The organism is Gemmiger qucibialis (genome assembly GCF_027689445.1).
Classification (GTDB): domain Bacteria; phylum Bacillota; class Clostridia; order Oscillospirales; family Ruminococcaceae; genus Gemmiger; species Gemmiger qucibialis.
In genome coordinates, this window is sequence record NZ_JAQFEN010000018.1 from 23,202 (window position 1) to 47,925 (window position 24,724).

The 24,724-nt window shown below is 55.7% G+C and carries 15 protein-coding genes and 1 other annotated feature; of the genes, 11 read left to right on the forward strand and 4 right to left on the reverse strand.

Features of this window, described 5'->3' with window-relative positions; genetic code table 11:
* Nucleotides 1-3: 3 nt before the first annotated feature.
* Nucleotides 4-1,668 (reverse strand): biosynthetic-type acetolactate synthase large subunit, encoded by a 1,665-nt coding sequence (ilvB, locus tag PG062_RS15025; protein ID WP_270752895.1) that lies wholly within the window; start codon nt 1,666-1,668, stop codon nt 4-6.
* A 297-nt stretch (nt 1,669-1,965) separates the two neighbouring features.
* Nucleotides 1,966-2,209: a binding site (T-box leader), on the reverse strand.
* A 205-nt stretch (nt 2,210-2,414) separates the two neighbouring features.
* Here ilvB and PG062_RS15030 point away from each other — a divergent pair.
* Complete coding sequence (locus PG062_RS15030; protein ID WP_114001295.1) at nt 2,415-3,596, forward strand: ATP-binding protein; 1,182 nt, start codon at nt 2,415-2,417, stop codon at nt 3,594-3,596.
* 351 nt (nt 3,597-3,947) lie between these two features.
* Here PG062_RS15030 and ilvA read toward each other — a convergent pair whose 3' ends face one another.
* Nucleotides 3,948-5,153, reverse strand: coding sequence for a threonine ammonia-lyase (gene ilvA / locus PG062_RS15035; RefSeq protein ID WP_114000985.1), 1,206 nt, complete (start codon nt 5,151-5,153; stop codon nt 3,948-3,950).
* A gap of 734 nt (nt 5,154-5,887) precedes the next feature.
* Between ilvA and kduI the strand changes: the two genes are divergently transcribed.
* From kduI to PG062_RS15050, 3 genes are all read left to right on the forward strand, one after another.
* Nucleotides 5,888-6,733: a 5-dehydro-4-deoxy-D-glucuronate isomerase gene (kduI, locus tag PG062_RS15040; protein ID WP_270752896.1), complete on the forward strand. Its 846-nt coding sequence runs from the start codon at nt 5,888-5,890 to the stop codon at nt 6,731-6,733.
* Nucleotides 6,734-6,825: 92 nt separating this feature from the next.
* Nucleotides 6,826-7,194: a four helix bundle protein gene (locus PG062_RS15045; protein WP_270752897.1), complete on the forward strand. Its 369-nt coding sequence runs from the start codon at nt 6,826-6,828 to the stop codon at nt 7,192-7,194.
* 133 nt (nt 7,195-7,327) lie between these two features.
* On the forward strand, nt 7,328-8,137 hold the full coding sequence (locus tag PG062_RS15050; RefSeq protein ID WP_114000987.1) for a gluconate 5-dehydrogenase: 810 nt from the start codon (nt 7,328-7,330) through the stop codon (nt 8,135-8,137).
* Between the two features lie 599 nt (nt 8,138-8,736).
* Here the strand turns inward: PG062_RS15050 and uxaC are convergent.
* Nucleotides 8,737-10,179: a glucuronate isomerase gene (gene uxaC / locus PG062_RS15055; protein ID WP_114000988.1), complete on the reverse strand. Its 1,443-nt coding sequence runs from the start codon at nt 10,177-10,179 to the stop codon at nt 8,737-8,739.
* Nucleotides 10,180-10,544: 365 nt separating this feature from the next.
* Between uxaC and PG062_RS15060 the strand changes: the two genes are divergently transcribed.
* From PG062_RS15060 to PG062_RS15090, 7 genes are all read left to right on the forward strand, one after another.
* Nucleotides 10,545-12,044 carry a tagaturonate reductase gene (locus tag PG062_RS15060; RefSeq protein ID WP_114000989.1) on the forward strand — a complete coding sequence of 500 codons (1,500 nt, stop codon included), beginning with the start codon at nt 10,545-10,547 and terminating at the stop codon, nt 12,042-12,044.
* A 234-nt stretch (nt 12,045-12,278) separates the two neighbouring features.
* Nucleotides 12,279-13,763: a UxaA family hydrolase gene (locus PG062_RS15065; RefSeq protein WP_270752898.1), complete on the forward strand. Its 1,485-nt coding sequence runs from the start codon at nt 12,279-12,281 to the stop codon at nt 13,761-13,763.
* Between the two features lie 414 nt (nt 13,764-14,177).
* Nucleotides 14,178-15,050 (forward strand): aldose epimerase family protein, encoded by an 873-nt coding sequence (locus PG062_RS15070; RefSeq protein WP_114001012.1) that lies wholly within the window; start codon nt 14,178-14,180, stop codon nt 15,048-15,050.
* 259 nt (nt 15,051-15,309) lie between these two features.
* Nucleotides 15,310-17,967, forward strand: coding sequence for a GH25 family lysozyme (locus tag PG062_RS15075; protein ID WP_270752899.1), 2,658 nt, complete (start codon nt 15,310-15,312; stop codon nt 17,965-17,967).
* Between the two features lie 7 nt (nt 17,968-17,974).
* Nucleotides 17,975-19,585 (forward strand): MBL fold metallo-hydrolase RNA specificity domain-containing protein, encoded by a 1,611-nt coding sequence (locus tag PG062_RS15080; RefSeq protein WP_270752900.1) that lies wholly within the window; start codon nt 17,975-17,977, stop codon nt 19,583-19,585.
* A 104-nt stretch (nt 19,586-19,689) separates the two neighbouring features.
* The gene (locus PG062_RS15085) at nt 19,690-20,970 is read left to right on the forward strand and encodes a hypothetical protein (RefSeq protein ID WP_270752901.1); all 1,281 of its coding nucleotides are present in this window, start codon (nt 19,690-19,692) and stop codon (nt 20,968-20,970) included.
* A 97-nt stretch (nt 20,971-21,067) separates the two neighbouring features.
* A complete protein-coding gene (locus PG062_RS15090; protein ID WP_270752902.1) occupies nt 21,068-21,607 on the forward strand; it encodes a DUF5662 family protein in 540 nt (179 codons plus the stop codon).
* Between the two features lie 609 nt (nt 21,608-22,216).
* On the opposite strand, the gene PG062_RS15095 is transcribed toward PG062_RS15090, so the two are convergent.
* Nucleotides 22,217-23,956: a carbon starvation CstA family protein gene (locus PG062_RS15095; protein WP_270752903.1), complete on the reverse strand. Its 1,740-nt coding sequence runs from the start codon at nt 23,954-23,956 to the stop codon at nt 22,217-22,219.
* Between the last annotated feature and the right edge of the window lie 768 nt (nt 23,957-24,724).

The window sequence follows — 24,724 nt, forward strand, 5'->3', positions numbered from 1 at the left end:
TCCTTACTCCATGATGATATCGTTGATATCGCCGCCGCCGGGGATCATCGGCAGAACCTTTTCATCCTTGCCGATGCGGCAGTCGATCCAGGAAGGACCTTTCTGCTTCATGGCGTCGGCGAACGCTGCCTTGAACTCGGCAATATTGGTAGCACGATACCCCTTTGCGCCAAACGCTTCAGCCAGCTTTACAAAGTCGGTGCGGCGCTGGGGATCGGTGTTGGAATAGCGCTTGCCGTAAAAGCTGGTCTGCCACTGGCGCACCATGCCAAGCACCTGGTTATCAAAAATAACGGTGATGATGGGCAGTTCATAGCTGACGGCGGTGCAGCCTTCGTTCAGGTTCATGTGGAAGGAACCGTCGCCGGTCAGCATGACCACGCGGTGGTCTTTGCCCAGGGCAACCTGTGCGCCAATGGCCGCGCCGTAGCCAAAACCCATGGTGCCCAGGCCGCCGCTGGTCAAAAAGCCGCGGCTCTTGGTGTGGTGCAGGTACTGGGCAGCCCACATCTGGTGCTGGCCGACATCCGTTACATACACGGCCTCGGGGCCGGCCTGCTCACAGATCTCGTTGATGATCTGGTGGGGTTTCAGCTCGGTGAAGCTGTCCTTCGGGTGGTAGTCATCGCGCTGCCATTCACGGATCTGCTCCATCCAGATCTTATGTTCGGTCTTTTCGACATACGGCAGGATGGCTTGCAGGATATAGGAAGCATCGCCTGCCAGTGCCAGATCCACATCCACATTCTTGCCCAGTTCACTGGGGTCAATATCGATCTGGATGATTTTTGCCTTGCTGGCAAACTTATTCGGGTTCAACGCCACACGGTCCGAGAAGCGGGCGCCGACGGCAATGACCAGATCAGCTTCCGAAATAGCCTTGTTGGCGGCATAGCAGCCGTGCATTCCCAGCATACCCAGGTTGTGCGGCTCGCCATAGCCCAGCACGCCGGCGGCCATCAGGGTGTGGGTGGCGGGCATACCGGTCTTTTCCAGCAGGTCACGCAGGGGCTGGCAGCCCGCCGCGCTGCGCACGCCGCCGCCAAAGTAGACGATCGGGCGTTCCGATTCATTGATGAGCCGTGCGGCTTCCTTGACCTCTTCCTCATTATAGCGGGTCACGGTTCGGATCAGCTCCGGCTCTTTGTGGGTGAACTCGCAGGAGTTCGCGGTGACATCTTTGGGAATATCCACCAGCACGGGGCCCTTACGGCCGGACTGTGCAATGCGGAAGGCTGCCCGCATGGTGTCGGCCAGGTCTTCGACCTTGCGCACGGTGAAGTTGTGCTTGGTGATGGGCATCGTGATGCCCTCAATGTAAGCTTCCTGGAAGCTGTCCCGGCCCAGCAGGCTGGTGGCAACGTTTCCGGTAAAGGCAACCATCGGCACGCTGTCCATATAAGCGGTGGCGATGCCGGTGACCAGGTTGGTGGCTCCCGGACCGCTGGTGGCCAGCACCACACCGGTGCGGCCCGTTGCGCGGGCGTAACCGTCTGCCGCATGGGAAGCGCCCTGCTCGTGGGCGGTCAGGATATGGCGGATGCGGTCAGAGTTTTTATATAGTTCGTCGTACAGGTTCAGAACTGCGCCGCCGGGATAGCCAAAAATTGTATCGACCCCCTGCTCCGCGAGCACTTCGACAAAAATCTGCGAACCATTCAGAATCATTGAAAAAACTCCTTTCCGTTTCTTAAGGCAATACCGCATAATTCTAAGTGCCGATACGGCGAGCGAGGTGCGGCAGATGCCAAGCCAAAAGCGCAGATAATACTGGATGTCTTATCGAGCATTTTGGCAACGCAGATGCCGTGCCGCAGCTGCCGGAGCGGTGCTTAAGCCGCAAGGCGGGAATTGTGCGGTGTTGCCTTAAAACAACCCCTATGCGGCAGCCTCTATCCAACGCGTTTGAGTAACAAAAAAGCCCCTGCCGCTTGTAGCACGGAATGCCAAACGGCTTCCGTTTTCACAAGAGACAAAGGCGTAAAGCTCTCTGCGGTACCACTCTTATTGGTATAGTACTATACCCACTCAACAGGCTTCCAACAAAGCCCTGTGCTGTAACGGGCACCCCCGGAACCGCCTATTCGCCTTGCTTTCGGCAGAACTGCTCGGGAACCAGTTCGCGGCGTACCTGCCCGCTGCCTTGCACCAACCGGCAGCTCTCTGGGGGCGGCAAAAGCCGTTACTAACTTTCCTTCGACACATTTGATTTAGCTATGTGGTTGATTGTACCGCAATTTTTTGCCTTTGTCAACACAAAAACAACAAATTACACAAATATAGAATTTAGCAGGCTAAAGTCCTGCGTTCTTTCGTAAATACAAGGTCATTTTGTCACTTGCACCACAGCGGCAAAAAAGCTATACTGAGTAAACAGAGCAAGCATTTTTGCACTCCTGGAGGAATTGGGAATGATGAAGTTGAATACCATGCGCACCCGGCTGGACGGCCTTGTGATTTTCCGCGGTATTTTGCAGGCCAACATTGTGCCTGCGTTCCGCGCCATGCTGGCCGCTGCGGGAAGCGAGGATTTTGTAAGCGCTGCAGCTGATTTTGAAAACCAGCTGTTTGAACGCGGCGGCAGCTGGACCCGCGTGCTGCTGGATGCCGTTTTGCAGGATGAGAACATCTGCATCCGCAAAGCTGCCAGCGGCGGCGCCGGGCAGGCCGCTGCCCGCTGCATGGACAGCGAGCTGGAATTTTTGCAGCAGCTCAGCCGCGTTACGCTGGTTGATTTGACCGGCGGCGAGGAATCCCTTGCCTTTCTGCCCCGCTGGGAAACCGAGGAAGTGGATTTTGCCGCCGCTTACGCTGAGCGCCTGGCTGAAGTTGGTCAAAAGGGCTACGGCATGTTTGCCCGCCACCACATGTTCACCATTGAGGATGGCAGCCTGATCCCGGTGCGCTTCCCGGATCCGCAGCGCTTAAGCGAGCTGCCCGGTTACGAGCACGAGCGCGAAAAGGTAATTGCCAACACCAAGGCTTTGCTGTCCGGCAAGCCTGCCGTGAACGTTTTGCTGTACGGCGATGCGGGCACCGGCAAATCCAGCAGCGTGAAAGCCATTGCCAATGAATTTGCGGCGGATGGTCTGCGCCTTGTGGAAGTGAAAAAGAACCAGCTGTATCAGATTCCGGCCCTGCTGGATAGCCTGGCCCAGAACCCACTCAAGTTCATTTTGTTCATTGACGACCTGAGCTTTTCTGCCAACGACGACAACTTTGCCGCGCTGAAAGCCATTTTGGAAGGTAGCGTGGGCGGCCGCAGCCAGAATGTTGTGGTGTACGCCACCTCCAACCGCCGCCATCTCATCAAGGAAACCTTGAGCGACCGTTCCGGTGATGACATCCACGAGGCAGATACCCGCCAGGAATTGATGAGCCTTTCGGCCCGGTTCGGCCTGACGGTCACCTTCCAGCGGCCGGATAAAGTTCGGTTTGAAGAAATTCTGCTGGATCTTGCCAAGCAGTACGGCGTGCAGATGCCGTCTGATCAGCTGTTCATCAAGGGCGAAGCCTTCGCCATCCGTGCCGGCGGCCGCAGCCCCCGTGTTGCCCGCCAGTTCATCGAGCTGCTTTCGGCAGGAGTGAGACTGTAAGGGAGTTAGGAAGTAAGAATTAGAAGTTAGGAGTTTTTGGGATGCCTGCGGCATGATTTTGATATCAGGCCGTGGGCATTTTGTTATACATTCTTTAATTTTAGCTATGCTTTAGGCAATACCGCATAATTCTAAGTGCCGATACGGCAAGCGAGGTGCGGCAGATGCTAAGCCAAAAGCGCAGATAATACTGGATGTCTTATCGAGCATTTTGGCAACGCAGATGCCGTGCCGCAGCTGCCGGAGCGGTGCTTAAGCCGCAAGGCGGGAATTGTGCGGTGTTGCCTTTAGTCTTAAGCTGCGTGCCTTCCCCTATTTCTTAACTCCTAACTCCTTCCTCCTAACTCAAAATTACGCTCTCTCGCTTACCAGCTTAAAGCCTTCTTCGGTCAGTTTGGCTTTAATTTGTTCGATTTGGGTGTGGTCGCGGGTTTCAAGGCCGAGCTTGAGGAAGCAGCTGGTCACGGTCATGTTGGGGTCGGCCAGGTCGTACTGCACGCTGACCACGTTGGCCCCCATGCCGGAGATGATCTCGCTCACGCGGGTCAGTTGGCCGGGCTTATCCTCCAGGGCAATCATCAGATTGGTCTTGCGGCCGCTCATGATCATGCCGCGGGTGATCACGCGGGAAAGGATGTTTACATCGATATTGCCGCCGGAGATCAGGCAGACGGTCTTTTTGCCCTCGATGGGCAGCTTGCCGAACAGCGCGGCGGCAACCGGCGTGGCACCGGCACCTTCGGCCACCAGCTTCTGGTTTTCCATCAGGGCCAGGATGGCGGCAGCAATCTCATCCTCGCTGACCGTCACGATGCCGTCCACATACTGTTCGATCATCTTAAAGGTGGTTTCGCCGGGGGTCTTTACCGCAATGCCGTCCGCAAAGGTATCCACATGGTCCAGCGTTTCATACGTATGGTCGCGGTACGCATTGTACATGCTGGCGGCACCGGCAGCCTGAACGCCGTAAATCTTGACATCGGGGCGCAGGCTCTTGATGGCAAAGGCCACACCGGCCAGCAGGCCGCCGCCGCCCACGGGCACCACAACAGCTTCCACATCGGGCAGCTGATCCAGAATTTCCAGGCCAATGGTACCCTGACCGGCAATGACCAGCTCATCATCATAGGGGTGGATGAAGGTCATGCCTGTTTCTTTCTGCAGTTCCACAGCGCGGTCATGGGCGTCATCGTAAGTGCCCTTGACCAGCTCCACCTGGGCGCCCAGGCGTTTGGTGCTTTCCACCTTCATCAGCGGCGCGCCGTCCGGCATGCAGACAACGCTCTTGATGCCCATGCTGGTGGCGGCCAGTGCCACGCCCTGTGCATGGTTGCCCGCCGAGCAGGCGATCACGCCTTTGGCGCGCTCCTCTGCGGTCAGCTGGCTGATTTTGTAATAAGCGCCACGCACCTTAAAGCTGCCGGTCACCTGCAGGTTCTCGGTTTTCAAGTACAGGTCACTCGCGCTGTTCAGCCGCGATGCCGCAATCAGATCCGTGCGGCGTGCAACGTCACGCAGAACAAACGCGGCATGGTAGATCTTATCCAGTGTAAGCATTGATGTTCCCTCTCTTTTTGCTGCCCTGCATATAAATGACAATGCAAGCGGCGGTCCCCGTATATACCGCGGAGCCGCCGTGTTCTCTGCTTCGCCTTTGAAGTCTGTGCATCATTATAGTTGAGCATGTTTAATTTGTAAAGTGAATCATTTTCATGTGTATGGCTGTCACGGACAGTTTTCGTAAAGAGAGAGTTAGAAATAGAGTTAGGAGTTAGGAGTTAGGAGTTTTAGTAGGTGGAAGCCCGGTACGCTGCACCGGACAAAAAGATATTAGGCCGTTGGCCATCTGTAAGTAAGCATTATAAAATTAAAGCATTCAGAGATTAAGTTACAAGGTCGGTCGAAATATACGGATTGTATATTTTAATATATATTATCCATTCGCAAATTTCACGAAACTCTTGCCATGCTCTCTACGCATTTTTTGAGCCGCGCCACGCGCGGCGGTCCACCTTCATTATTCATTATTCATTATTCTCTATTCTTTATTTATTATTTATTGTTCTCTATTCTTTATTTATTCCTTCAACTCGTCCCTCCTAACTCCTAATTCCTAACTGCTTTCGTTTTTCTGCTGTCAAACCTGCCAAAACATGCACCGCATTCTTGTGCTTGTATACACTTTTTTCGGCCTGCAGAATCGGCTATAATGTATGTATACAAGGTCAGCGAAACGGTTGGCACCCCGCCAGTCCGCTGCCGCTGCAAGCAAAACAGGAGGATTCCGCCCCATGGATATTCGTTATTCCTGCAATCAGCGTGACTTCAAGCGCTATACCACCGAGGAAGTCCGCAACGAGTTCCTGATTACCGATCTGTACAAAGCAGATGAGATGGTTGCCGTTTACAGCCATGTTGACCGCATGGTCACGTTGGGCTGCATGCCGGTCAACGAGGTCGTTTCCATTGATAAGGGCATTGACATTTGGGCAAACTTTGGCACCCACTATTTCCTGGAGCGCCGCGAAATCGGCATTTTCAACATTGGTGATGGCGCCGGTACCATTACCGCAGACGGCGTGGCCTATCACCTGGGCTATAAGGACTGCCTGTACATCACCCAGGGCACCAAGGAAGTTACCTTTGCCAGCGATGATGCCGCCAAGCCCGCCAAGTTCTATATGGTCAGTGCTCCGGCCCACTGCCGTTACGAAACCAAGCTGATCACCCTGGCTGACGCTGCCAAGCGCCCGCTGGGCACCCTGGAAACCTGCAACAAGCGCACCATCAACCAGTTTATCCACCCCAGCGTGCTGAAAACCTGCCAGCTTTCCATGGGCATGACCGCTCTGGAGCCGGGCAGCAACTGGAACACCATGCCCAGCCACACCCACGAGCGCCGCATGGAGATCTACACCTACTTCGAGATTCCCGAAGGCCAGGCCGTATTCCACATGTGCGGCGAGCCGACCGAAACCCGCCATGTTGTGATGCACAACTATGATGCTGTTATCAGCCCGTCCTGGAGCATCCACAGCGGCGTTGGCACCTCCAACTACACCTTCATCTGGGCCATGGGTGGTGAAAACATGGAATTCGATGACATGGATAACATTGCTACGACTGATCTTCGGTAAAACCTTTTTATAAAGAAAAAAGAATAAAGAATAATTAAAAATGATGGTGGACCGCCGCGCATAGCGCGGCTCAGAAAATCAGGTTCGTTTTTATGGAAAATAATGTACTACTGGAAAAGTCGCTGGCTTTTGCTGCGCGCATCGTAAAAGTTTACCGCTATTTAAGTGAGCAGCAGCACGAAACCGTTCTTTCCCAACAATTACTGCGCAGTGGAACTTCAATCGGTGCCAATGCTAACGAAGCTGTCTATGCAGTAAGTAAAGCGGATTTTATTTCTAAGCTCCATATTTCCTTAAAAGAAACCGCTGAAACGGAGTATTGGCTGCGTTTGCTGACTCTTTCACAGTACTTAACAGCTGCCGAAAGCCAATCATTGCTTACTGACTGCCTTGAACTCAAGCGCATTTTAATTGCCATTCTAAAAACTTCAAAGTCCACTTCTGAACCGCCTGCAACCTAATATTTAATCCGTGCCGAAGGCACACCTTCATTATTCTTTATTATTTATTCTTTCTTCATTTCCAATCCCGTTTCCCTGCCGCTCTATGCGCGGCTTTTGAATTACATAACATCACTTTCAGGAGGTAAGAAATATGTCTGTCTGCACCCCGAAATCTTTTGATCTGACCGGCAAGGTTGCCCTGATCACCGGCGCTTCTTACGGCATCGGTTTTGCTATTGCCACCGCTATGGCAAACTGCGGCGCTACCATCGTTTTCAATGATATCAAGCAGGAACTGGTTGATAAAGGTCTGGCCGCTTACAAAGAGGCTGGCATCACTGCCCATGGCTATGTCTGCGATGTTACCAACGAGGACGCCGTCAACGCCATGGTCAAGCAAATCACCGAGGAAGTCGGCCACATCAACATCCTGGTCAACAACGCCGGTATCATCAAGCGCATCCCCATGTGCGAAATGACCGCTGCACAGTTCCGTCAGGTCATCGATGTTGACCTGAACGCTCCCTTTATCGTTGCCAAGGCCATCATCCCCGACATGATCGAGCAGGGCGGCGGCAAGATCATCAACATCTGCTCCATGATGAGCGAACTGGGCCGTGAGACTGTTTCCGCTTACGCTGCTGCCAAGGGCGGCCTGAAGATGCTGACCAAAAACATTGCTTCCGAGTACGGCCAGTACAACATTCAGTGCAACGGCATTGGCCCCGGCTACATCGCCACCCCGCAGACCGCGCCCCTGCGTGAGATCCAGCCGGACGGCAGCCGCCATCCGTTTGACCAGTTCATCGTTGCCAAGACTCCCGCTGCACGCTGGGGCAACGCCGAGGACCTGGGCGGCCCCGCTGTCTTCCTGGCATCTGAAGCTTCCGATTTCGTCAACGGCCTGATTCTGTACGTTGACGGCGGCATCCTGGCCTACATCGGCAAGCAGCCGGGCTGATTGGGTGTCGGTTTGTCTCCCATAAAGGTCTGACCTGATCATAAAAGACTTTCCCCCGTTTTGCAGCAGGCGTAAATGCCGCTGCGGAACGGGGGATTTGTTTTTTATGTTGATGTATGGGCATTTTTTAATAGGCCAGCAGTTGGATTATTTGAGTTACGGAATATTTCGCAGCTCGTCCGCGGGCGCACAATGTGCGCCTCTACTAGTGTGGTAATTCTAAAACTTTACTTTTTATGATTTGGAGACTTTCTCCATTTGGCTTTGTTACGAAGCGGTTCTAATTTTTTAGATAGAGCAAAAAGGTAAAGTTTTAGGGCAATACCGCATAATTCTAAGTGCCGATACGGCGGTGAGGTAAGGTTTTCGCCTCCTGCCGCACCCTACCTCCAATTCCTAATTTCTAATTTCTCATTCCTCATTCCTAATTAAAATAGTTCCTCCCTCCTACCTCCCAACTTTTTCTCTTCGCCCCGATTTTGCCCTCTTCTTTTGCCCTTTTGCACAAGAAAACGATTCTCATTCTATGGAAAAAGCCCTACTGCCTTTCAGGCAGCAGGGCAATTTTTACAATGTTTTATTTCCTGATTTGTGCAGAATTACAGGTGGAAGTAACGCTGTGCGTTGTAGTAGCTGATGCCTTCCACGATCTTCTTCAGGGTCTTCTCATCGCTGGGGTACTGGCCATTCTCGACCCAGTTGCCGATGAGGTTGCACATCAGGCGGCGGAACAGTTCGTGGCGGGTATAGCTCAGGAAGCTACGGCTGTCGGTCAGCATGCCGATAAAGTTGCCCAGCAGCCCCAGGCGAGCCAGGGTCTTCATCTGCTGGTACATTCCGTCGTCGGTATCGCAGAACCACCAGGCAGAGCCCAGCTGGATCTTGCCGGGAACTTCGTCATCCTGGAATGCACCCAGGATGGTGCCCAGCATGTCAAAGTCGGCGGGGTTCAGGCTGTACAGGATCACCTTCGGGCATTCGCCGGTCTCGGTCAGCTTGCTCAGCAGGCTGCTGATGGCGGCGCTGCCATCGGTCACAGCGATCATATCAAAGCCAGTATCGGGGCCCAGCTTCTTGTACATCTTCTGGTTGACATTGCGCAGGCAGCTGTAATGGATCTGCATGGCAACGTTATACTTTTTGTACAGGCGGCCCAGGCTGATCAGCAGGTAGGTGGTGTATGCGTCGCCCTCTTCCTGGGTCAGCGGCTCACCGGCCATAGCCTTTTTGAAAGCTGCGGTTGCCTTTTCGGCGTTGGTCTCCACGTAAGGAACATAATCCAGCCCGTGGTCAGAAGCGCGGCAGCCCATCTCAACAAAGAACTGCAGGCGCTCTTCCAGAGCGTTGACCACACAGTTGGCGCAGGCGAACTTGCGGCCAACAACTTCTTCCAGCTTATGGATGTAATCCGCAAAGCCGTCCTTGCGGATGTTCAGGACCTTGTCCGGGCGGAAGGAAGGTGCAACAACAACCTTGATGGTGGGGTCTTCCTTGATCTTCTTGTGCCATTCCAGGCTGTCGATGGGGTCATCGGTGGTGCCGACCATGGCAACGTTGCTCTGCTCGATCAGGCCGCGCACGGTCATCTTGGGATCATGCTGCAGCTTATCGTTGCACAGGTTCCAGACTTCCTCAGCGGTATCGCCGTTCAGAACGCCGTTGTAGCCAAAGTACTTTTTCAGTTCCAGGTGGCACCAGGTGTACATCGGGTTGCCGATGGCCATTTCCAGTGCTTCTGCAAACTTCTGGAAGCGCTCGCGGTCCGGCTTGTCACCGGTGATGTACTCTTCGGGCACACCGTTGGAACGCATCACGCGCCACTTATAATGGTCGCCGAAGTAGTAGTCAGAGCCATCGGCCAGAACCTGATGGCCGCCCAGCCATACCTGAGCGATATTTTCAAAGCGGCGGTCCTCGTAGATCTCCTGCGGGGGAATGTGGCAGTGATAGTCTACGATAGGCAGCGTTTCTGCATAATCATGATACAGGTGCTGCGCGGTGGGGGTTTCCAGCAGGAAATCCTTGTCCATAAATGCTTTCATAATTGCAAGCTCCTTCGTTGTGTGCTGCGGGTCAACAGAACGAATCATGCTGCCTCCAAACAGCAGAATAAAACATAAGCTGATATTATTATACATACTTGCAGCGGTTTGAACAAGTTGCAAATCTTGCCCTTTTGATGTAAAAAGCACTAAAAATATTGCATCCCGCTTGTGCAAAACAGGGAAAGGGAAAAAAGTCAAAGAAGGAGCGCAAAATATGTGCGCTTCTTCACGAAAGAATCTTGACGTTGCAAGCAAAAAAAAATACAATGAAGCTAAACAAGGCGCTTACGCAGCGCAGGGCGTTTTTGTCTGGCCCTGCACACCGCCGCCGTAATTGCACACATTGCAAAGGAGAATTTCCAATGGAAACTTTGAATTATCAGGTCCTTGAAAAATCCGGTTATGATGGCTACATTCTGAAAAATGCCCCCGAAAAGGTTTTGCAGTTTGGTGAGGGCAACTTCCTGCGTGCCTTTGTTGACTACTGGTTTGACCTTGCCAACGAAAAAGCTGACTGGAACGGCAAGTGCGTTCTGGTTCAGCCCATCGCCCCCGGCCTGGCCAAGATGATCAACGAACAGGAGGGCCTGTACACCCTGTACCTGCGCGGCAGCGAAAACGGCCAGAAGGTCGATGACAAGCGCGTGATCTCCAGTGTATCCCGCTGCCTGAACCCGTATGAAAAAGCTGATTACGAAAAGATGATGGACGTTGCCGCCAGCGACGACCTGGAAATCATCGTTTCCAACACCACCGAGGCCGGTATCGTTTATGATCCCGCCTGCCAGCAGAACGACTGCCCGCCGTCCAGCTTCCCCGCAAAGCTGACCCAGGTGCTGTACCACCGCTACAAGGCCGGCAAGAAGGGCATCATCATGCTGGCCTGCGAGCTGATTGACAACAACGGCAAGGAGCTGCTGAAGTGCGTCAACCAGTACATTGACCAGTGGGGCCTGGAAGACGGCTTCAAGAAATATGTCAACGAGGACTGTACCTTCTGCGGCTCTCTGGTTGACCGCATTGTTCCGGGTCGCATCCGCGACCCGAAGGAAGTTGCCGAGCTTGAAGAGAAGCACGGTTACGCTGACCCCCTGCTGGACGTTGGCGAGGTTTTCGGCGTGTGGGTCATTGAGGGCGACACCAAGCTGAACGATATCCTGCCGTTCCGCAAGGCTGGTCTGGAAGACCACGTCTTTGTTACCCCCGATATGAGCCCGTATAAGAAGCGCAAGGTCCGCATCCTGAACGGCGCACACACCGGTTTTGTTCTGGGTGCTTACCTGGCAGGCTTCGACATTGTGCGTGACTGCATGCACGACGAAACCATCCTGGGCTACATGAACAAGATGCTGCTGCAGGAAGTTGTTCCCATTCTTCCGCTGGACCAAGACGACTGCAAGAAATTTGCTGCCGCTGTGGAAGACCGCTTCAACAACCCGTTCGTCAACCATGAGCTGATGAGCATCTCCCTGAACTCCACCTCCAAGTGGCGTGCCCGCAACATGCCGTCCTTCCTGGAATATATCGAGAAAAACGGCAAGCTGCCCACCTGCCTGACCATGAGCTTTGCCGCTTACATCGCATTCTATTCCAACAACATCCAGGAACTGAACGATAAGGGCCTGGTCTGCAAGCGCGCCAAGGGCAACGAGTACACCATTTCCGATGACCGCTATGTGCTGGAATTCTACAATGCCCACAAGGATGACGACATTCCGACCCTGGTTCATGCTGTTATGACCAACGAGCAGATGTGGGGCCAGGATCTGACCAAAGTTGCCGGTTTTGAGGAAGCCACCGTCAAGAACCTGACCCTGATCCGTGAGCAGGGCGCAATGGCCGCTTATAAGAGCTGCCTGTAATTTGAGTTAGGAGGTAGGAGTGAGGAGTTAGGAGTTAGGGAGCAGCGCAGAGCCTTTGGTTATCTGCAAAAAGCCCTAAGGCAATACCGCACAATTCCCGCCTAACGGCTCAAGCACCGCTCCGGCGGCCGCGGCACTTAGAATTATGCGGTATTGCCCTGAAAGCAGGGCTAACAATTCCCAACTTCTACTTCCTAACTCCTACCTGTTTTTATCGTAGTAAGGAGATTCTGTATGCCTCTTGCAATCAAGATCAACCCCAAGGATAATGTTGTGGTTGCCCTGCATCCCATTGCCAAAGGCACCGCTGTGCCGGTGGACGGTGCATCTGTGACCGCTGTTGAAGATATCCCCCAGGGCCACAAGATGGCCATTGCCCCCATCCATGCGGGCGAAAACGTCATCAAGTACGGGTTCCCCATCGGCCATGCCACCGCTGATGCCGTGCCCGGCACCTGGATGCACACCCACAATGTAAAAACCAACCTGTCCGGCGAGATCGAGTACAGCTACCACCCCAATGTGCACCCGCTGGCCCCCGTTGCTCCCGAAACCTTTATGGGCTACCGCCGCAAGGATGGCCGTGCAGCCACCCGCAACGAGATTTGGATCATCCCCACCGTTGGCTGCGTGAACGACTGCGCCAAAGCCCTTGTGCGGGACAATCAGGATCTTGTGACCGACAGCATTGACGGGCTGTACACCTTCACCCATCCGTTCGGCTGCTCCCAGACCGGCCATGACCACGCCCAGACCCGCAAACTGCTGGCTGCGCTGGCCCGCCATCCCAACGCCGGTGCCGTGCTGGTGCTCTCCCTTGGCTGCGAGAACCTGACCCATGAGCAGTTTCTGACCGAATTGGGCGAATACGACCATGACCGCATCAAGTTCCTGACCTGCCAGGATGTGGACGATGAGCTGGTTGCGGGGCGTGAGATCCTGAAGGAACTGGCCGCTTATGCTGCCCAGTTCCAGCGCGAGCCGATTCCCTCCAGCGAGCTGGTGGTCGGCATGAAGTGCGGCGGTTCGGACGGTTTGTCCGGCATTACCGCCAACCCCACCATCGGCCGCTTCAGCGATATGCTGTGCGCCCGCGGCGGTTCCACCGTGCTGACCGAAGTGCCGGAAATGTTCGGTGCCGAGGGCTTTTTGATGGATCGCTGCCAGAACGAAAAAGTGTTTGAGAAGGCCGTGCATATGATCAACGGCTTCAAGGAATACTTCATCAGCCACAACGAAGTTGTGTACGACAACCCCAGCCCCGGCAACAAGCAGGGCGGCATCACCACGCTGGAGGATAAATCCTGCGGCTGTGTGCAGAAGGGCGGCAGCGCCCCCATCATGGACGTTATCGGCTATGGCGATGCTGTGACCACCAAGGGCCTGAACATGCTGTACGGCCCCGGCAACGATCTTGTTTCCGCCACCGCCCTGACCGCCGCCGGCGCCCACATGATCTTGTTCAGCACGGGCCGCGGCACTCCGTTCGGTGCCCCCGCTCCCACCCTGAAAATTGCTACCAACAGCCAGCTGGCTGCCAAAAAATCCACCTGGATCGATTTTAACGCCGGTGTTGTTGCTGACGGCGAAAAGACGCTGGATGAAGCCGGTGCTGACCTGTACCAGCTGGTGCTGGACGTTGCTTCCGGCAAGCAGACCTGCGCCGAGAAGAAGGGCTTCCGCGAAATTTCCATCTTCAAGGATGGCGTTGTGCTGTAATTTTTGCACTGATGCTCTGGCTCCCGCCGCATTTTTTGCCCAAAAGGGTAGAGCCGGGAACATTTTGAGAGTATAATAGAATCAAGGCAATGCCGCACAATTCCCGCCTGACGGCTTAAGCACCGCTCCGGCGGCTGCGGCACGGCATCTGCGTTGCCAAAATGCTCGATAAGACATCCAGTATTATCTGCGCTTTTGGCTTAGCATCTGCCGCACCTCGCTCGCCGTATCGGCACTTAGAATTATGCGGTATTGCCTTAAGAAGTGCCCGCCGGGAGCTGTGTCTGCCTGCGGTGCACAAAGTGGAACGGCTCCGGGCGTTCCGGGTGCTCTGGGATCAAGGCGTTGTGCGCTGCTCCAAGAATCCCGGTGCGGTCGGGCCGTTTTTGTAACTGAAGAAAGGGGACTGTAACAATGTCCAAGCTGACTGCCGGTACTTACGAAAAGTACAATGCCAAATATTCCACCCTTACCCTGACCGATGGGGAGTACGCCCTGACCGTTACACCGGAAAAGGGCGGCATGGCAACCTCCTTCACCAAAAGCGGTGAGGAATACCTCTGGCTGCGCGATAAGAACTATGAATCCTCGGACCGCCCCCGCTGCGGCGTGCCCATCCTGTTCCCCAGCTGCGGCAAGCCGGACGGCGGTGTGCACCACTTTAACGGCTCCGATTATCCCATTGAGGTCCACGGCTTTGCCGATTTGCTGCCCTGGCAGGTCAAGACCGCTGCGGATGATGAGATCGTGCTGACCCTGACCCCCAACGGCCTGACCAAGTTTGTTTACCCCTTTGATTTTCTGCTGGAAATGCGCTATACCCTGTCCGGTGCCAAGGCCGGGTTGGAACTGACCGTGCACAACACCAGCGACAAAGCCCTGCCGTTCAGCATCGGTTTCCACCCGTATTTCGCAGCTTCCAAGCTGGAGAACGTCCACTTTGACATCAACGCCGCCACCTGCTCCGAGAACGCCAAGGGCGAGCAGCCCGCCGCACCGGAAACCATCACCTTGACCCGCAAGGAAGGCTCCGCAGATTCCATCCGCCTGATGACCGGCGTAAAGAGCCCGATGCGCCTGACCGATTCCGGCAGCGGCCACACGGTGGAAGTTGCCTTTGATGAAAGCGTGTTCACCAACGGCGTGCTGTGGCAGCAGGATGCCGAGACGTTCGTCTGCATGGAGCCCTGGAACGGCTGGGCCAACAGCGTGAACGAAGCCGGCCGCCACATTGAGCTGGCCCCCGGCGCAAGCAAGACCTTTGCCTGGAGCATTACCATCGGCTGAGCTTAACCGCCTGCCCTGCATCTGCTGAACATTTTTAACCAACTGCCCTCTGCTGTGTGGAAAACTGCAGGGGGCAGTTTGCTTTGCCCGGCTGCCAAAATTTCCTGTCCAAAATTACACAATCTGCCTGCTTTACCGGATTGTATTTTGTTTGACAAAATGTTACCATATTCTTATAAATATAAAAGTTAAATATAAAAGTTTTAACGCCAACATTCCGCTGCCCACCGGGCAGCTGCGATCATAGAGGAAACCGCCGATGGAACAAAACAAACAGCCGTCGGGGCAGCCCCGCAAGCCGGAACAACAGCCCCGCCAGACCTACCGCAAACAGTCCCAGCCCAAGTCCCCGCAGGGCCGCCGCCCACAGCCCAAAAAGAAGCAGCAGCCCAACCTGCGTCTTGCGCTGGCCGCGTGCGTGCTGGTTGCCGTTGTGGCGCTGGTAGTGATCGGGCTGGTCGCCTGCAACAGCGGGCAGAAAGCCCCCCTGACCATTGACCCCGGCACCAGTGCCGGAGCGTGGGCCAAGAACGATGCCGGGTACTACTTTAACAGTGACGGAGAGCCGATTCTGGCCGCCACCAAAAAAGGCATTGACGTGAGCAAGTATCAGGGTGAAGTGGACTGGGAGAAAGCCCAGGCTGCCGGGATTGATTTTGCCATGATCCGCTGCGGCTTTGGCAGCGAGTGGAACGGCACCGGCGATTACGCCCAGGACGATGAACAGTGGCGCCGCAACGCGGACGAATGCACCCGCCTTGGCATCCCCTTTGGCACCTATCTGTACTCTTACGCCACCACCGAGGAACAGGCCAAATCGGAAGCCGAACACGTTGCCCGCCTGCTGGGCCTTGTGGCACCCCCGCACGAGGGGCTGGACGATTACACCGCCACCCCCTACCAGCTCAGTTACCCGGTCTATTATGACCTGGAGGATAAATCCATCACCGGCCTGTACCCGGACGAGATGGCCCACCTGACCGAAGTATTTTTCGACCGCCTGAAAGAACTGGGCTACAAGGGCGAGGAAGGCATTTACGCCTCCATCAACTGGACCCGCGGCCGCCTGACGGACCCCGCGTTTGACCGCTGGCGCGATAATTTCTGGATCGCGCGGTTCAATTCCGCGTTGGGCTACACCGGGCCGTATTCCATCTGGCAGGCCACCTATACGGAGCCGGGCGAAAAGTACGGCGTGCAGAGCGACACGGTGGATGTTGACTTTGTGATGGAAGAGCTGACCTTTACCGGCATCAAAGCAACCAGCAAGGACATCCTGCCCTCGCTGACCAACGACACCTACAAAAACGAGCTGTGGCTGCCCAAGGCGAAAGCCACCGCCACCCTGCTGACCGATGAGCCCAGCGAAAGCGAGGGCGGGCAGAAAATCTTCTGGTCCAGCGATAATGAAGACGTTGCCACCGTGAATAAGCACGGCGAGGTAAAAGCCAAGGCGGACGGCACCTGCACCATCACCGCCACCCTGGCGGATGGCCGCATGAGCGCCGATGTGACGGTGCGGGTGGGGGCATTCACCATTCCCGTTTACGTTACCGGTAATCTGCAGGGCTTGACCGATGGCGAAGAGGTCGGCCTTGCGGACATTGCTGCCCTGAAAGCGGGCAGCGAGGACTCCATTCTGGTGGATGCAGGCGGCAGTTTGCAGGGCACCGCCCGCGCCAGCCTGACCGGCGGCATGGATATGACCAGCGCCTTTGCCGCAGCCGGGTATGATTTGCAGGCCTTTGATGCTTCCGATATGGCGTATGGCACTGACCGCCTTCTCAGCGATGTAATGACCGCCACTGGGCCTTCGATTGCTTCCAACCTGTACACGACAGAAAACGAAGCGTTGCTGGCCCGTTCCACCAGCTGGAGCCGCAACCGCATTTCCAACGGCATGAACACCATTGTGGAGGAAGCAGGCAAAAAGATCGGCTTCTTCTCGCTGGCCTCGATCGGCAATTCCGCCCAGACGAAAGAACTGACCGCTGCGGACCTGGCGCTGGCGGCTTCCGAACAGGTTGCTGCTTTGCAGGCCCAGGGGGCTGACGCCATCCTTTGCATTGCCGGGCCGGATACCGACATCAGCGGCATTTATGCCGACCTGGCAGACCTTGGCGTGACCGCCGTCTTGGATGCCGGCGCCACAGCCAACAGCACCGCAAAGGCAAACGGCATTGCCGTTGTTGCCGCCGGGTCCGGCTGGGACAGCGTGGGCTGCCTGAACCTGACCTTTGCGGCGGACGGCAGCATGACAGTCGAACCCGCCAACATGAGCGCCGCCGACCTGAAATCCGCCCGCGGCAGCTACACCACCGCCCAGCAGACTGCCTATGATTCCGCCTTTACCAGCCTGCAGAGCCTGGCAGACGGCGACGAGGATGTGCGCAGCCAGACGCTGTTCACCTTTGAAGCCAACGAAAGTGCGGATAAAACCATCAGCTTTGCCAACTATGCCGCCGCACTTTACCTGGCCTATGCCGACGGTGACCGCGCCAACTGCCCGCAGGATGCCGCCGACCTGACCGTAACCGCGCTGGCAGGCGGCATTACCGAGCTTGACTTTGGCGATGTTACCCGCGGGGCGCTGTGTGATGCCGTTCCCGCCGGGCAGCGGCTGGTGCTGGCGCGGACGACCTCCGCCGCCATCGGTGCCCTGATCGACACCGGTACCGTGACCCGCACCTATGAGGAAAGCCTGACTGCCTTTGAGCCGACGGACGGCGACGCCCTTGTGGTGACCGATACCGCCACGCTGGAAGCTCTGGAGCAGGCAGGCGGCAGTTATACGATTCTGCGTGATTATGGGGATGTCTTTTGGGATATCCGCATGAATATCAATGATGTAACCAATAACTTTGCAAACCCGTTTACGTTGCCCGAAGCACCGCAGCGCGGTGCCGGGAGAAAGTGAGGCTGTTATGAAGCTGACCTTTTTGGGCGCTGCCCGTGAAGTGACCGGCAGCTGCACCCTGATTGAAGCAGGCGGCCACCGCTTTTTGGTGGACTGCGGCATGGAGCAGGGCAAAGACGTTTACCCCAATGCGGACCTGCCCTGCGCCCCCGGTGAGATTGAAGCCATCCTTTTGACCCACGCCCACATTGACCATTCGGGACGCATCCCCTATCTGTACAAGAACGGATTCCGCGGCCCCATTTACAGCACAGATGCCACCATGGACCTGTGCGAAATCATGCTGGAAGATTCCGCCCACATTCAGGAGCAGGAAGCCGAGTGGAAAAACCGCAAAGCCCAGCGCAGCGGCAATGAGCTGGTAGAGCCGGACTACACAGTAGAAGACGCCATGGCCGTGATGAAGCAGTTTGTACCGCAAAGCTACGGCAAGCCGCTGGAAGTGTTCCCCGGCATTACGGCCACCTTTACCGATGTAGGCCACCTGCTGGGCAGCGCTTCCATCACCTTGCAGGTAACGGAGAACGGCGAAAGCCAGACCATTGTGTTCTCCGGCGATATCGGCAACCTGGACCAGCCGCTGATCCGTAACCCGCAGTACCTGACCAAAGCGGATTTTGTGGTGATGGAATCCACCTATGGTGACCGCACCCATGGCCCCAAGCCGGACTATGTGGCCGAGCTGACCCAGATTTTGCAGGAAACGTTCGACCGCGGCGGCAATGTGGTCATTCCCAGTTTCGCCGTGGGTCGCACGCAGGAAATGCTCTATTTTATCCGCCAGATCAAAGAGGAGCACCGCATCCACGGGCACGATAACTTCCCCGTGTTTGTGGACAGCCCGCTGGCCAGCAAATCCACCACCATTTTCCGGGAAAACTTCAGTGAATGTTATGACGCCGAAGCCCTAGCCCTGGTGACGAAGGGCGAAAACCCGCTGGCGTTCCCCGGTTTGCAGATCAGTGAAACCAAAGAGGATTCTGTTGCCATCAACCTGGACTCCACCCCCAAGGTCATCATCTCCGCTTCCGGCATGTGTGATGCCGGGCGCATCCGCCACCACCTCAAGCACAACCTGTGGCGCGGGGAATGCACCATCCTGTTTGTGGGGTTCCAGTCCCCCGGCACGCTGGGGCGCGCACTGATCGAGGGTGCCGATGAAGTACGGCTGTTTGGCGAAACGGTGCAGGTCAATGCGCAGATCCGCCAGATGAGCGGCTTGTCCGGCCATGCGGACCGGGACGGCCTGTTGACCTGGATCCGCCACTTTGATCCCAAGCCCAAACATGTGTTTGTGAACCACGGCGAGGACTTGGTTGCCGATCACTTTGCCCGCACCCTGACGGCGGAGGGCATCCCGGCAGAAGCGCCGTACAACGGTGCCGTGTATGAGCTGACCGGCGGGGCCGTTGCCCTACTGCGGCAGGGCACCATGGTGCCGCTGGCCAAGGCCAGCCAGCCTGCCGACAAGCCGCGCACCAGCCCGGCGTTTGAACGCCTGCTGAACATGGGCAAGCGGCTGCTGGTTGTGATCGAGCACAACCGCGGCGGTGCCAACAAGGATCTTGCCCGATTTGCCAGCCAGATCGCCAGCTTGTGCGATAAGTGGGACAGGTAGGCAGGTAGGAGTTTGGCTCATAGAACTCGCTGGTTTCCTTTCTTTGTTCCTGCTTTTTCAACTTTTTAGACGATATTGATTCTATACGTTAGGAACTTATTATTTTGAAGCAAAAATTTCGATCCTTGCCTGCGGCGGTGCAGGTGGCTGTAACGGCGGTGGTGGTTGTGGTGCTGGCGGTTGTTTTGACCGTTTGGCGGCACAACGGCAGCACCTATCTGACCGGCTTTTGGGACAATGGCTCCCAGACTCTCGTGTTCGGCCGCATGCTGCAGATGCAGCAGAACCAGACCAGCCCCGGCGGCTTTATGGGGGTATATACCCAGGACTGGAGCGATGAACAAAACCGCTACTGGTACCAGGACAACACCCCCGTTTCCCCGCAGGATTTTCAGGCTTACACCCACCAGACCGGGCTGCAGGGCTGGGCGTTCGGCGTGCTGAACAAAGTGCTCTCTGTTTTTGAGGACCGCGGCGAAGCGCGGGAAATCATACTGTACAACATCAACAGTATGTTGTTCTATGCGGCTACTCTGCTGGTCTGCCTGGCCGTATGGCGGGCGTGGGGGCCGCTTTCCGCGCTGGCGTGGCTGTGCGCCGTGGTGTTTGCCCCCTGGCCGCAGCGCGGCATGAAAGACCTGTACTGGTGCCTGTGGACCTGGTTGCTGCCCACTTTGGCGGGGCTGCTGCTCTGTGCCGTTACCCGGCGGCGCGGCAAAACGCCCTGGTGGTGTTACCTGCTGGTGTTCGCCGCCTGCATGGTGCGCTGCATGTGCGGGTTTGAGTTTATTTCCACCTTTTTGATCCTGTGCGAAGCCCCGCTTGTCTACTGTTGGGCCGGCGGGGACCGCCGCGCCTGGCTGCGCCGCATGATATGCACCGGCTTTGCTGCTGTGGGCGGCGTGGCAGCGGCGCTGGGGGCCTGGTTTATTCAGGGGGTCATCTATTTTGGCAGTGCCGCAGGCAGCTGGCAGAACCTGACCGGGGCTGTTACCAGCCGTGTCAGCCTGACGGATGATATGGTGAGCGATGTCAGCGTTGCACAGGTTCTGACCCGCTATTTTGTGGAGGTGGATGAACCCCTGCTGCAATTCGGCCCCTTGACCATCACCTTAAAGCCGCTGATCGCCGTTACCCTGCTGAGCTTTGCCCTGTGCCTTGCGGTGCTGGCCCTGCGCAAAAAGCCGCTGGTCGTGTTAGCCGGGCCTGCGCTGGTGTGGGTGCTCAGCTTGGCGGCACCGGTATCCTGGATGGTGCTTTCCAAAGCACACGCCTATGTGCATGTCCATCTGGTGCCCATGCTGTGGCATTTTGCACTGGTGCCGGTCAGCTGTGCGCTGCTGGTGTGGCTGGTTAAAACCGCCATCACTGCGGTAAAAGAATAATTGGAATCCCGCCGCCGGGCTTGCGCACCGGCGGCGTTTGTATTACAATCAAAGGCAGCAATGCGTTTTTGATTGAGTAGCAAAGGGGGAATCTGCCATGTGGCATCCCATCAAACATTATAAAACCATCCATCACCACAAAATGCTGGTCATGCAGGGGTGTTTCCGCTGCGGGCTGTACTGGCAGGGGTTGACCCATGATTTGAGCAAACTGTCCCCCGTGGAATTCTGGGCCGGTGCCAAATATTGGCAGGGCACCTGCAGCCCCAACAACGCCCAGCGCAAGGCGGAAGGCTACTCTGCCGCATGGCTGCACCACAAGGGGCGCAACAAGCACCACCTGGAATACTGGATTGACTATGCCCCCAACGGCGACCACGCCATGGCCGGGATGCGCATGCCCAACCGCTATGTGGCGGAAATGGTGTGTGACCGCATTGCCGCCAGCAAGAATTACAAGGGCACCAGCTACACAGACGCCGCCGCGTGGGAGTATTACGAACACAGCCGTGACCACTACATCCTGCACCCCGAAACCCGCAAACAGCTGGAAACCTGCCTGTTGATTTTGCGGGATGAAGGCGAGGACGAATGTTTCCGGTATATCCGCACGCAGTTGCTGGGGAAGAAAAAATAAAAACGGGGTACCGCTACCAACCCCGTAGGGGCGCACATTGTGCGCCCGCTTGCCATTTTTACGAGATGTTCTGCCTGTGGGCCGATGCAAGCATCGGCCCCTGCGCGGGGAGTTATCCTCAGGGGAAGTCAAAATTTCTCATAAATTTGTTACACCATCCACCACAAAGTTTCGGAACGGTCAAGACCGTTCCCTACAGAGCACTTTATAATTAGGGCAATACCGCATAATTCTAAGTGCCGATACGGCGAGCGAGGTGCGGCAGATGCCAAGCCAAAAGCGCAGATAATACTGGATGCTGCAAAGGTGAGCGCCGCCAGTGGCGGAAACAGCGAACCGAAGCAGGGGAAGCGGTCGCAGAGTGCGAGGGGCTTTTGCCCCCGAAGCACGATGCGGGTACCGCAACCCGACATTATCGAGCATTTTGGCAACGCAGATGCCGTGCCGCAGCTGCCGGAGCGGTGCTTAAGCCGCAAGGCGGGAATTGTGCGGTGTTGCCTTTACTCTTTATAAGATACATACAAATATAAAAGCAGCCACCCCCACAGCATGGCATGACACTGCGGGGGTGGCTGTTATTTATGGAAGGTAGTAACTGTCAGGGATAAATCAGGCAGAAGCCTTTTCGCTGTTCTTTTCGCTCTTGGCATAGCTCTTGAAAGAGTTGACCACGATGGTGATGCCCAGAACGATCAGCAAGATAGCGATGATCAACTGCAGGCCGTTTGCGATGAACACAGCACCCCAAGTGGTTTCGCCAGCGGGGATGGTGGTGGAAGCTGCGGTCTGGATGGCCTTGACCATAGCAATCAGGCGCTGAACCAAAGCAGTGAAGGTGACGCACAGCATGATGATCAGCGGCGGGAACAGCATCTTGTTGTTGCGGCCGGTGACCTTCAGGAAGACGCACAGGGTAACCAGAACCAGAGCGCTCAGCAGCTGGTTGGCGGAACCGAACAGAGGCCAGATGTTGGCATAGCCGACCTGGGTCAGCAGGAAGCCAAATGCCAAGGTGATGATGGTGGAGAAGTAGGTGTTGCAGAACAGCTTACGCCAGCCTTCTGCATGCTCCATATCGTCCACGCTGAACAGTTCCTGGAAGCTCATACGGCCGATACGGGCAACAGCATCCAGGCTGGTCAGAGCCAGAGCGGAAACGCACATGGTCATAAAGACGGTAGCAACATAAACGGGCACGCCGAACATCTCAAAGAAACCAGCAACGCCGCGGCTGAAGATCTGGAACGGGGTACCAGCAGCGGGGGTACCGTCAGCAGCAGCGGCTGCACCGGCAACGCAGAGGGCCAGAACAGCCAGCAGGCTTTCCAGCACCATAGCACCGTAACCAACCTTCAGCATATCCTTTTCGCTTTCAACCGTCTTGGAAGAAGTACCGGAGGAAACCAGACTGTGGAAGCCGGAAACAGCACCGCAAGCCACGGTAACGAACAGAATGGGGAACATGGTGCCCAGCTTTTCGTTATTGAAACCGGTAAAGACGGGCAGGTTCATGGTGGGATGTGCAACCAGCAGGCCAACAACAGCACCGGCAATCATGCAGATGAACATGAAGGTGGTCATGTAGTCGCGGGGCTGCTTCAGCAGCCACATGGGCAGAACTGCAGCAAAGAAAATGTAAACAAAGGTGATGTAGCTCCAGGCAGCCTTGTCAAAAATCAAGGGGAATTTCATGCCGACAGCAAAGGACAGCACGATGAACACGATGCCCAGAACAGCCTCTTTCCAGCCGGAGAAGTTGAACTTCTTCTGGATCAGGCCAAACACAACAGCGAACAGCATGAACATGATGGAAACCATGCCGGCTGCGCCGTTGGTGGTAGCTGCATCAGCCAGGCTGGTAACGCCGTCAACCGTGGTGTAAGCGTTAAAAGTACCGGCAACCATATCAGCAAAAGCTGCAATAACGATGCCGCAGAACAGCCAGCAGAACAGCAGGAACAGCTTGCGGCCCAGCTTGCCGATGTACTTTTCGATCAGCATGCCCATGGACTTGCCGTCGTTCTTAACGGAAGCATACAAAGCGCCGAAGTCGGTAATAGCGCCAAAGAAAACGCCGCCGATGAGCACCCACAGCAGAACCGGCAGCCAGCCGAAGGCTGCAGCCTGGATTGCACCGGTAACAGGGCCTGCACCGGCAATGGAAGAAAACTGATGGCTGAAAACGGTCCAGCCGTTGGTGGGAACGTAATCCTTACCATCGTTATACTTAACAGCAGGGGTCTGTGCGTTCGGGTTAATGCCCCAGGTTTTTGCCACCCAGCGCCCATAAAACGCATAAGCACAGACAAGAACCACAGCAGCGATCAACACGATGACGAGTGTGTTCATGATAATCCTTCTCTCCGTTAATAATAAAAAATTTTCCACTCCATCCAGCCAAATGCGGTAAACAAAAAAGCCTTCGTCTTTCTTTGTTGGCCCATTTGGACCAACGCAAAGACGAAGGCATACACTGCAATCATGCGCTGCACCATTGCAACTTTTACTTCCGCGTTACCACTTTGCTTTGCCGGCTCAATGCCGACCGCTCACCCGCAGCCCCACACCGCACTGTGCCGGACTGCGCACCCCATTAACGGAGGGTTCCCGGCTTGAACTACACGGCGGGCGGTTCTGCCCGCTTTCCCCCAAGCTGCTCGCAGGTGAGGGCCAGACCGCGCCTTGCTGCCGTCTTGCACAACCAACGGCTTTCTGTAAGCGGTGATACGGATAGGTCATTTCCTGTTCATTGCATTTGGCTGATGAATTGCTATTACAATAACCTTTTGGCACACATTTGTCAACACTGTACAAAGTGCTTCACTCATTTTTGGTGATGCGGATAAATTTCACGCAGTTTCGACCGGCTATTCTTGGACAAATTGTAAACAAAATTTGAACAAATTCGCAAGGTTTGACGCAATCAGCAAGGCTTTTCCGCGGCGGGATGAGGGCATCCCGCCCTACAGATCATTTGTATGTTTGCACCGCAATATAAAATAAGCTGTAGGGAACGGTCTTGACCGTTCCGGGGTTTCGCTGTATATGCCATAATGAGATATACAACAAGGCCCCGACAAGTTCGCGTTTGCGAAACGAAGTGAAGCAATGAAAGCC

What these genes read in the sequence shown, in the direction of transcription:
- ilvB (WP_270752895.1), bottom strand. Translation starts at nt 1,668, where the DNA reads ATGATTCTGAATGGTTCGCAGATTTTTGTCGAAGTGCTCGCGGAGCAG.
- PG062_RS15030 (WP_114001295.1), top strand. Translation starts at nt 2,415, where the DNA reads ATGAAGTTGAATACCATGCGCACCCGGCTGGACGGCCTTGTGATTTTC.
- ilvA (WP_114000985.1), bottom strand. Translation starts at nt 5,153, where the DNA reads ATGCTTACACTGGATAAGATCTACCATGCCGCGTTTGTTCTGCGTGAC.
- kduI (WP_270752896.1), top strand. Translation starts at nt 5,888, where the DNA reads ATGGATATTCGTTATTCCTGCAATCAGCGTGACTTCAAGCGCTATACC.
- PG062_RS15045 (WP_270752897.1), top strand. Translation starts at nt 6,826, where the DNA reads ATGGAAAATAATGTACTACTGGAAAAGTCGCTGGCTTTTGCTGCGCGC.
- PG062_RS15050 (WP_114000987.1), top strand. Translation starts at nt 7,328, where the DNA reads ATGTCTGTCTGCACCCCGAAATCTTTTGATCTGACCGGCAAGGTTGCC.
- uxaC (WP_114000988.1), bottom strand. Translation starts at nt 10,179, where the DNA reads ATGAAAGCATTTATGGACAAGGATTTCCTGCTGGAAACCCCCACCGCG.
- PG062_RS15060 (WP_114000989.1), top strand. Translation starts at nt 10,545, where the DNA reads ATGGAAACTTTGAATTATCAGGTCCTTGAAAAATCCGGTTATGATGGC.
- PG062_RS15065 (WP_270752898.1), top strand. Translation starts at nt 12,279, where the DNA reads ATGCCTCTTGCAATCAAGATCAACCCCAAGGATAATGTTGTGGTTGCC.
- PG062_RS15070 (WP_114001012.1), top strand. Translation starts at nt 14,178, where the DNA reads ATGTCCAAGCTGACTGCCGGTACTTACGAAAAGTACAATGCCAAATAT.
- PG062_RS15075 (WP_270752899.1), top strand. Translation starts at nt 15,310, where the DNA reads ATGGAACAAAACAAACAGCCGTCGGGGCAGCCCCGCAAGCCGGAACAA.
- PG062_RS15080 (WP_270752900.1), top strand. Translation starts at nt 17,975, where the DNA reads ATGAAGCTGACCTTTTTGGGCGCTGCCCGTGAAGTGACCGGCAGCTGC.
- PG062_RS15090 (WP_270752902.1), top strand. Translation starts at nt 21,068, where the DNA reads ATGTGGCATCCCATCAAACATTATAAAACCATCCATCACCACAAAATG.
- PG062_RS15095 (WP_270752903.1), bottom strand. Translation starts at nt 23,956, where the DNA reads ATGAACACACTCGTCATCGTGTTGATCGCTGCTGTGGTTCTTGTCTGT.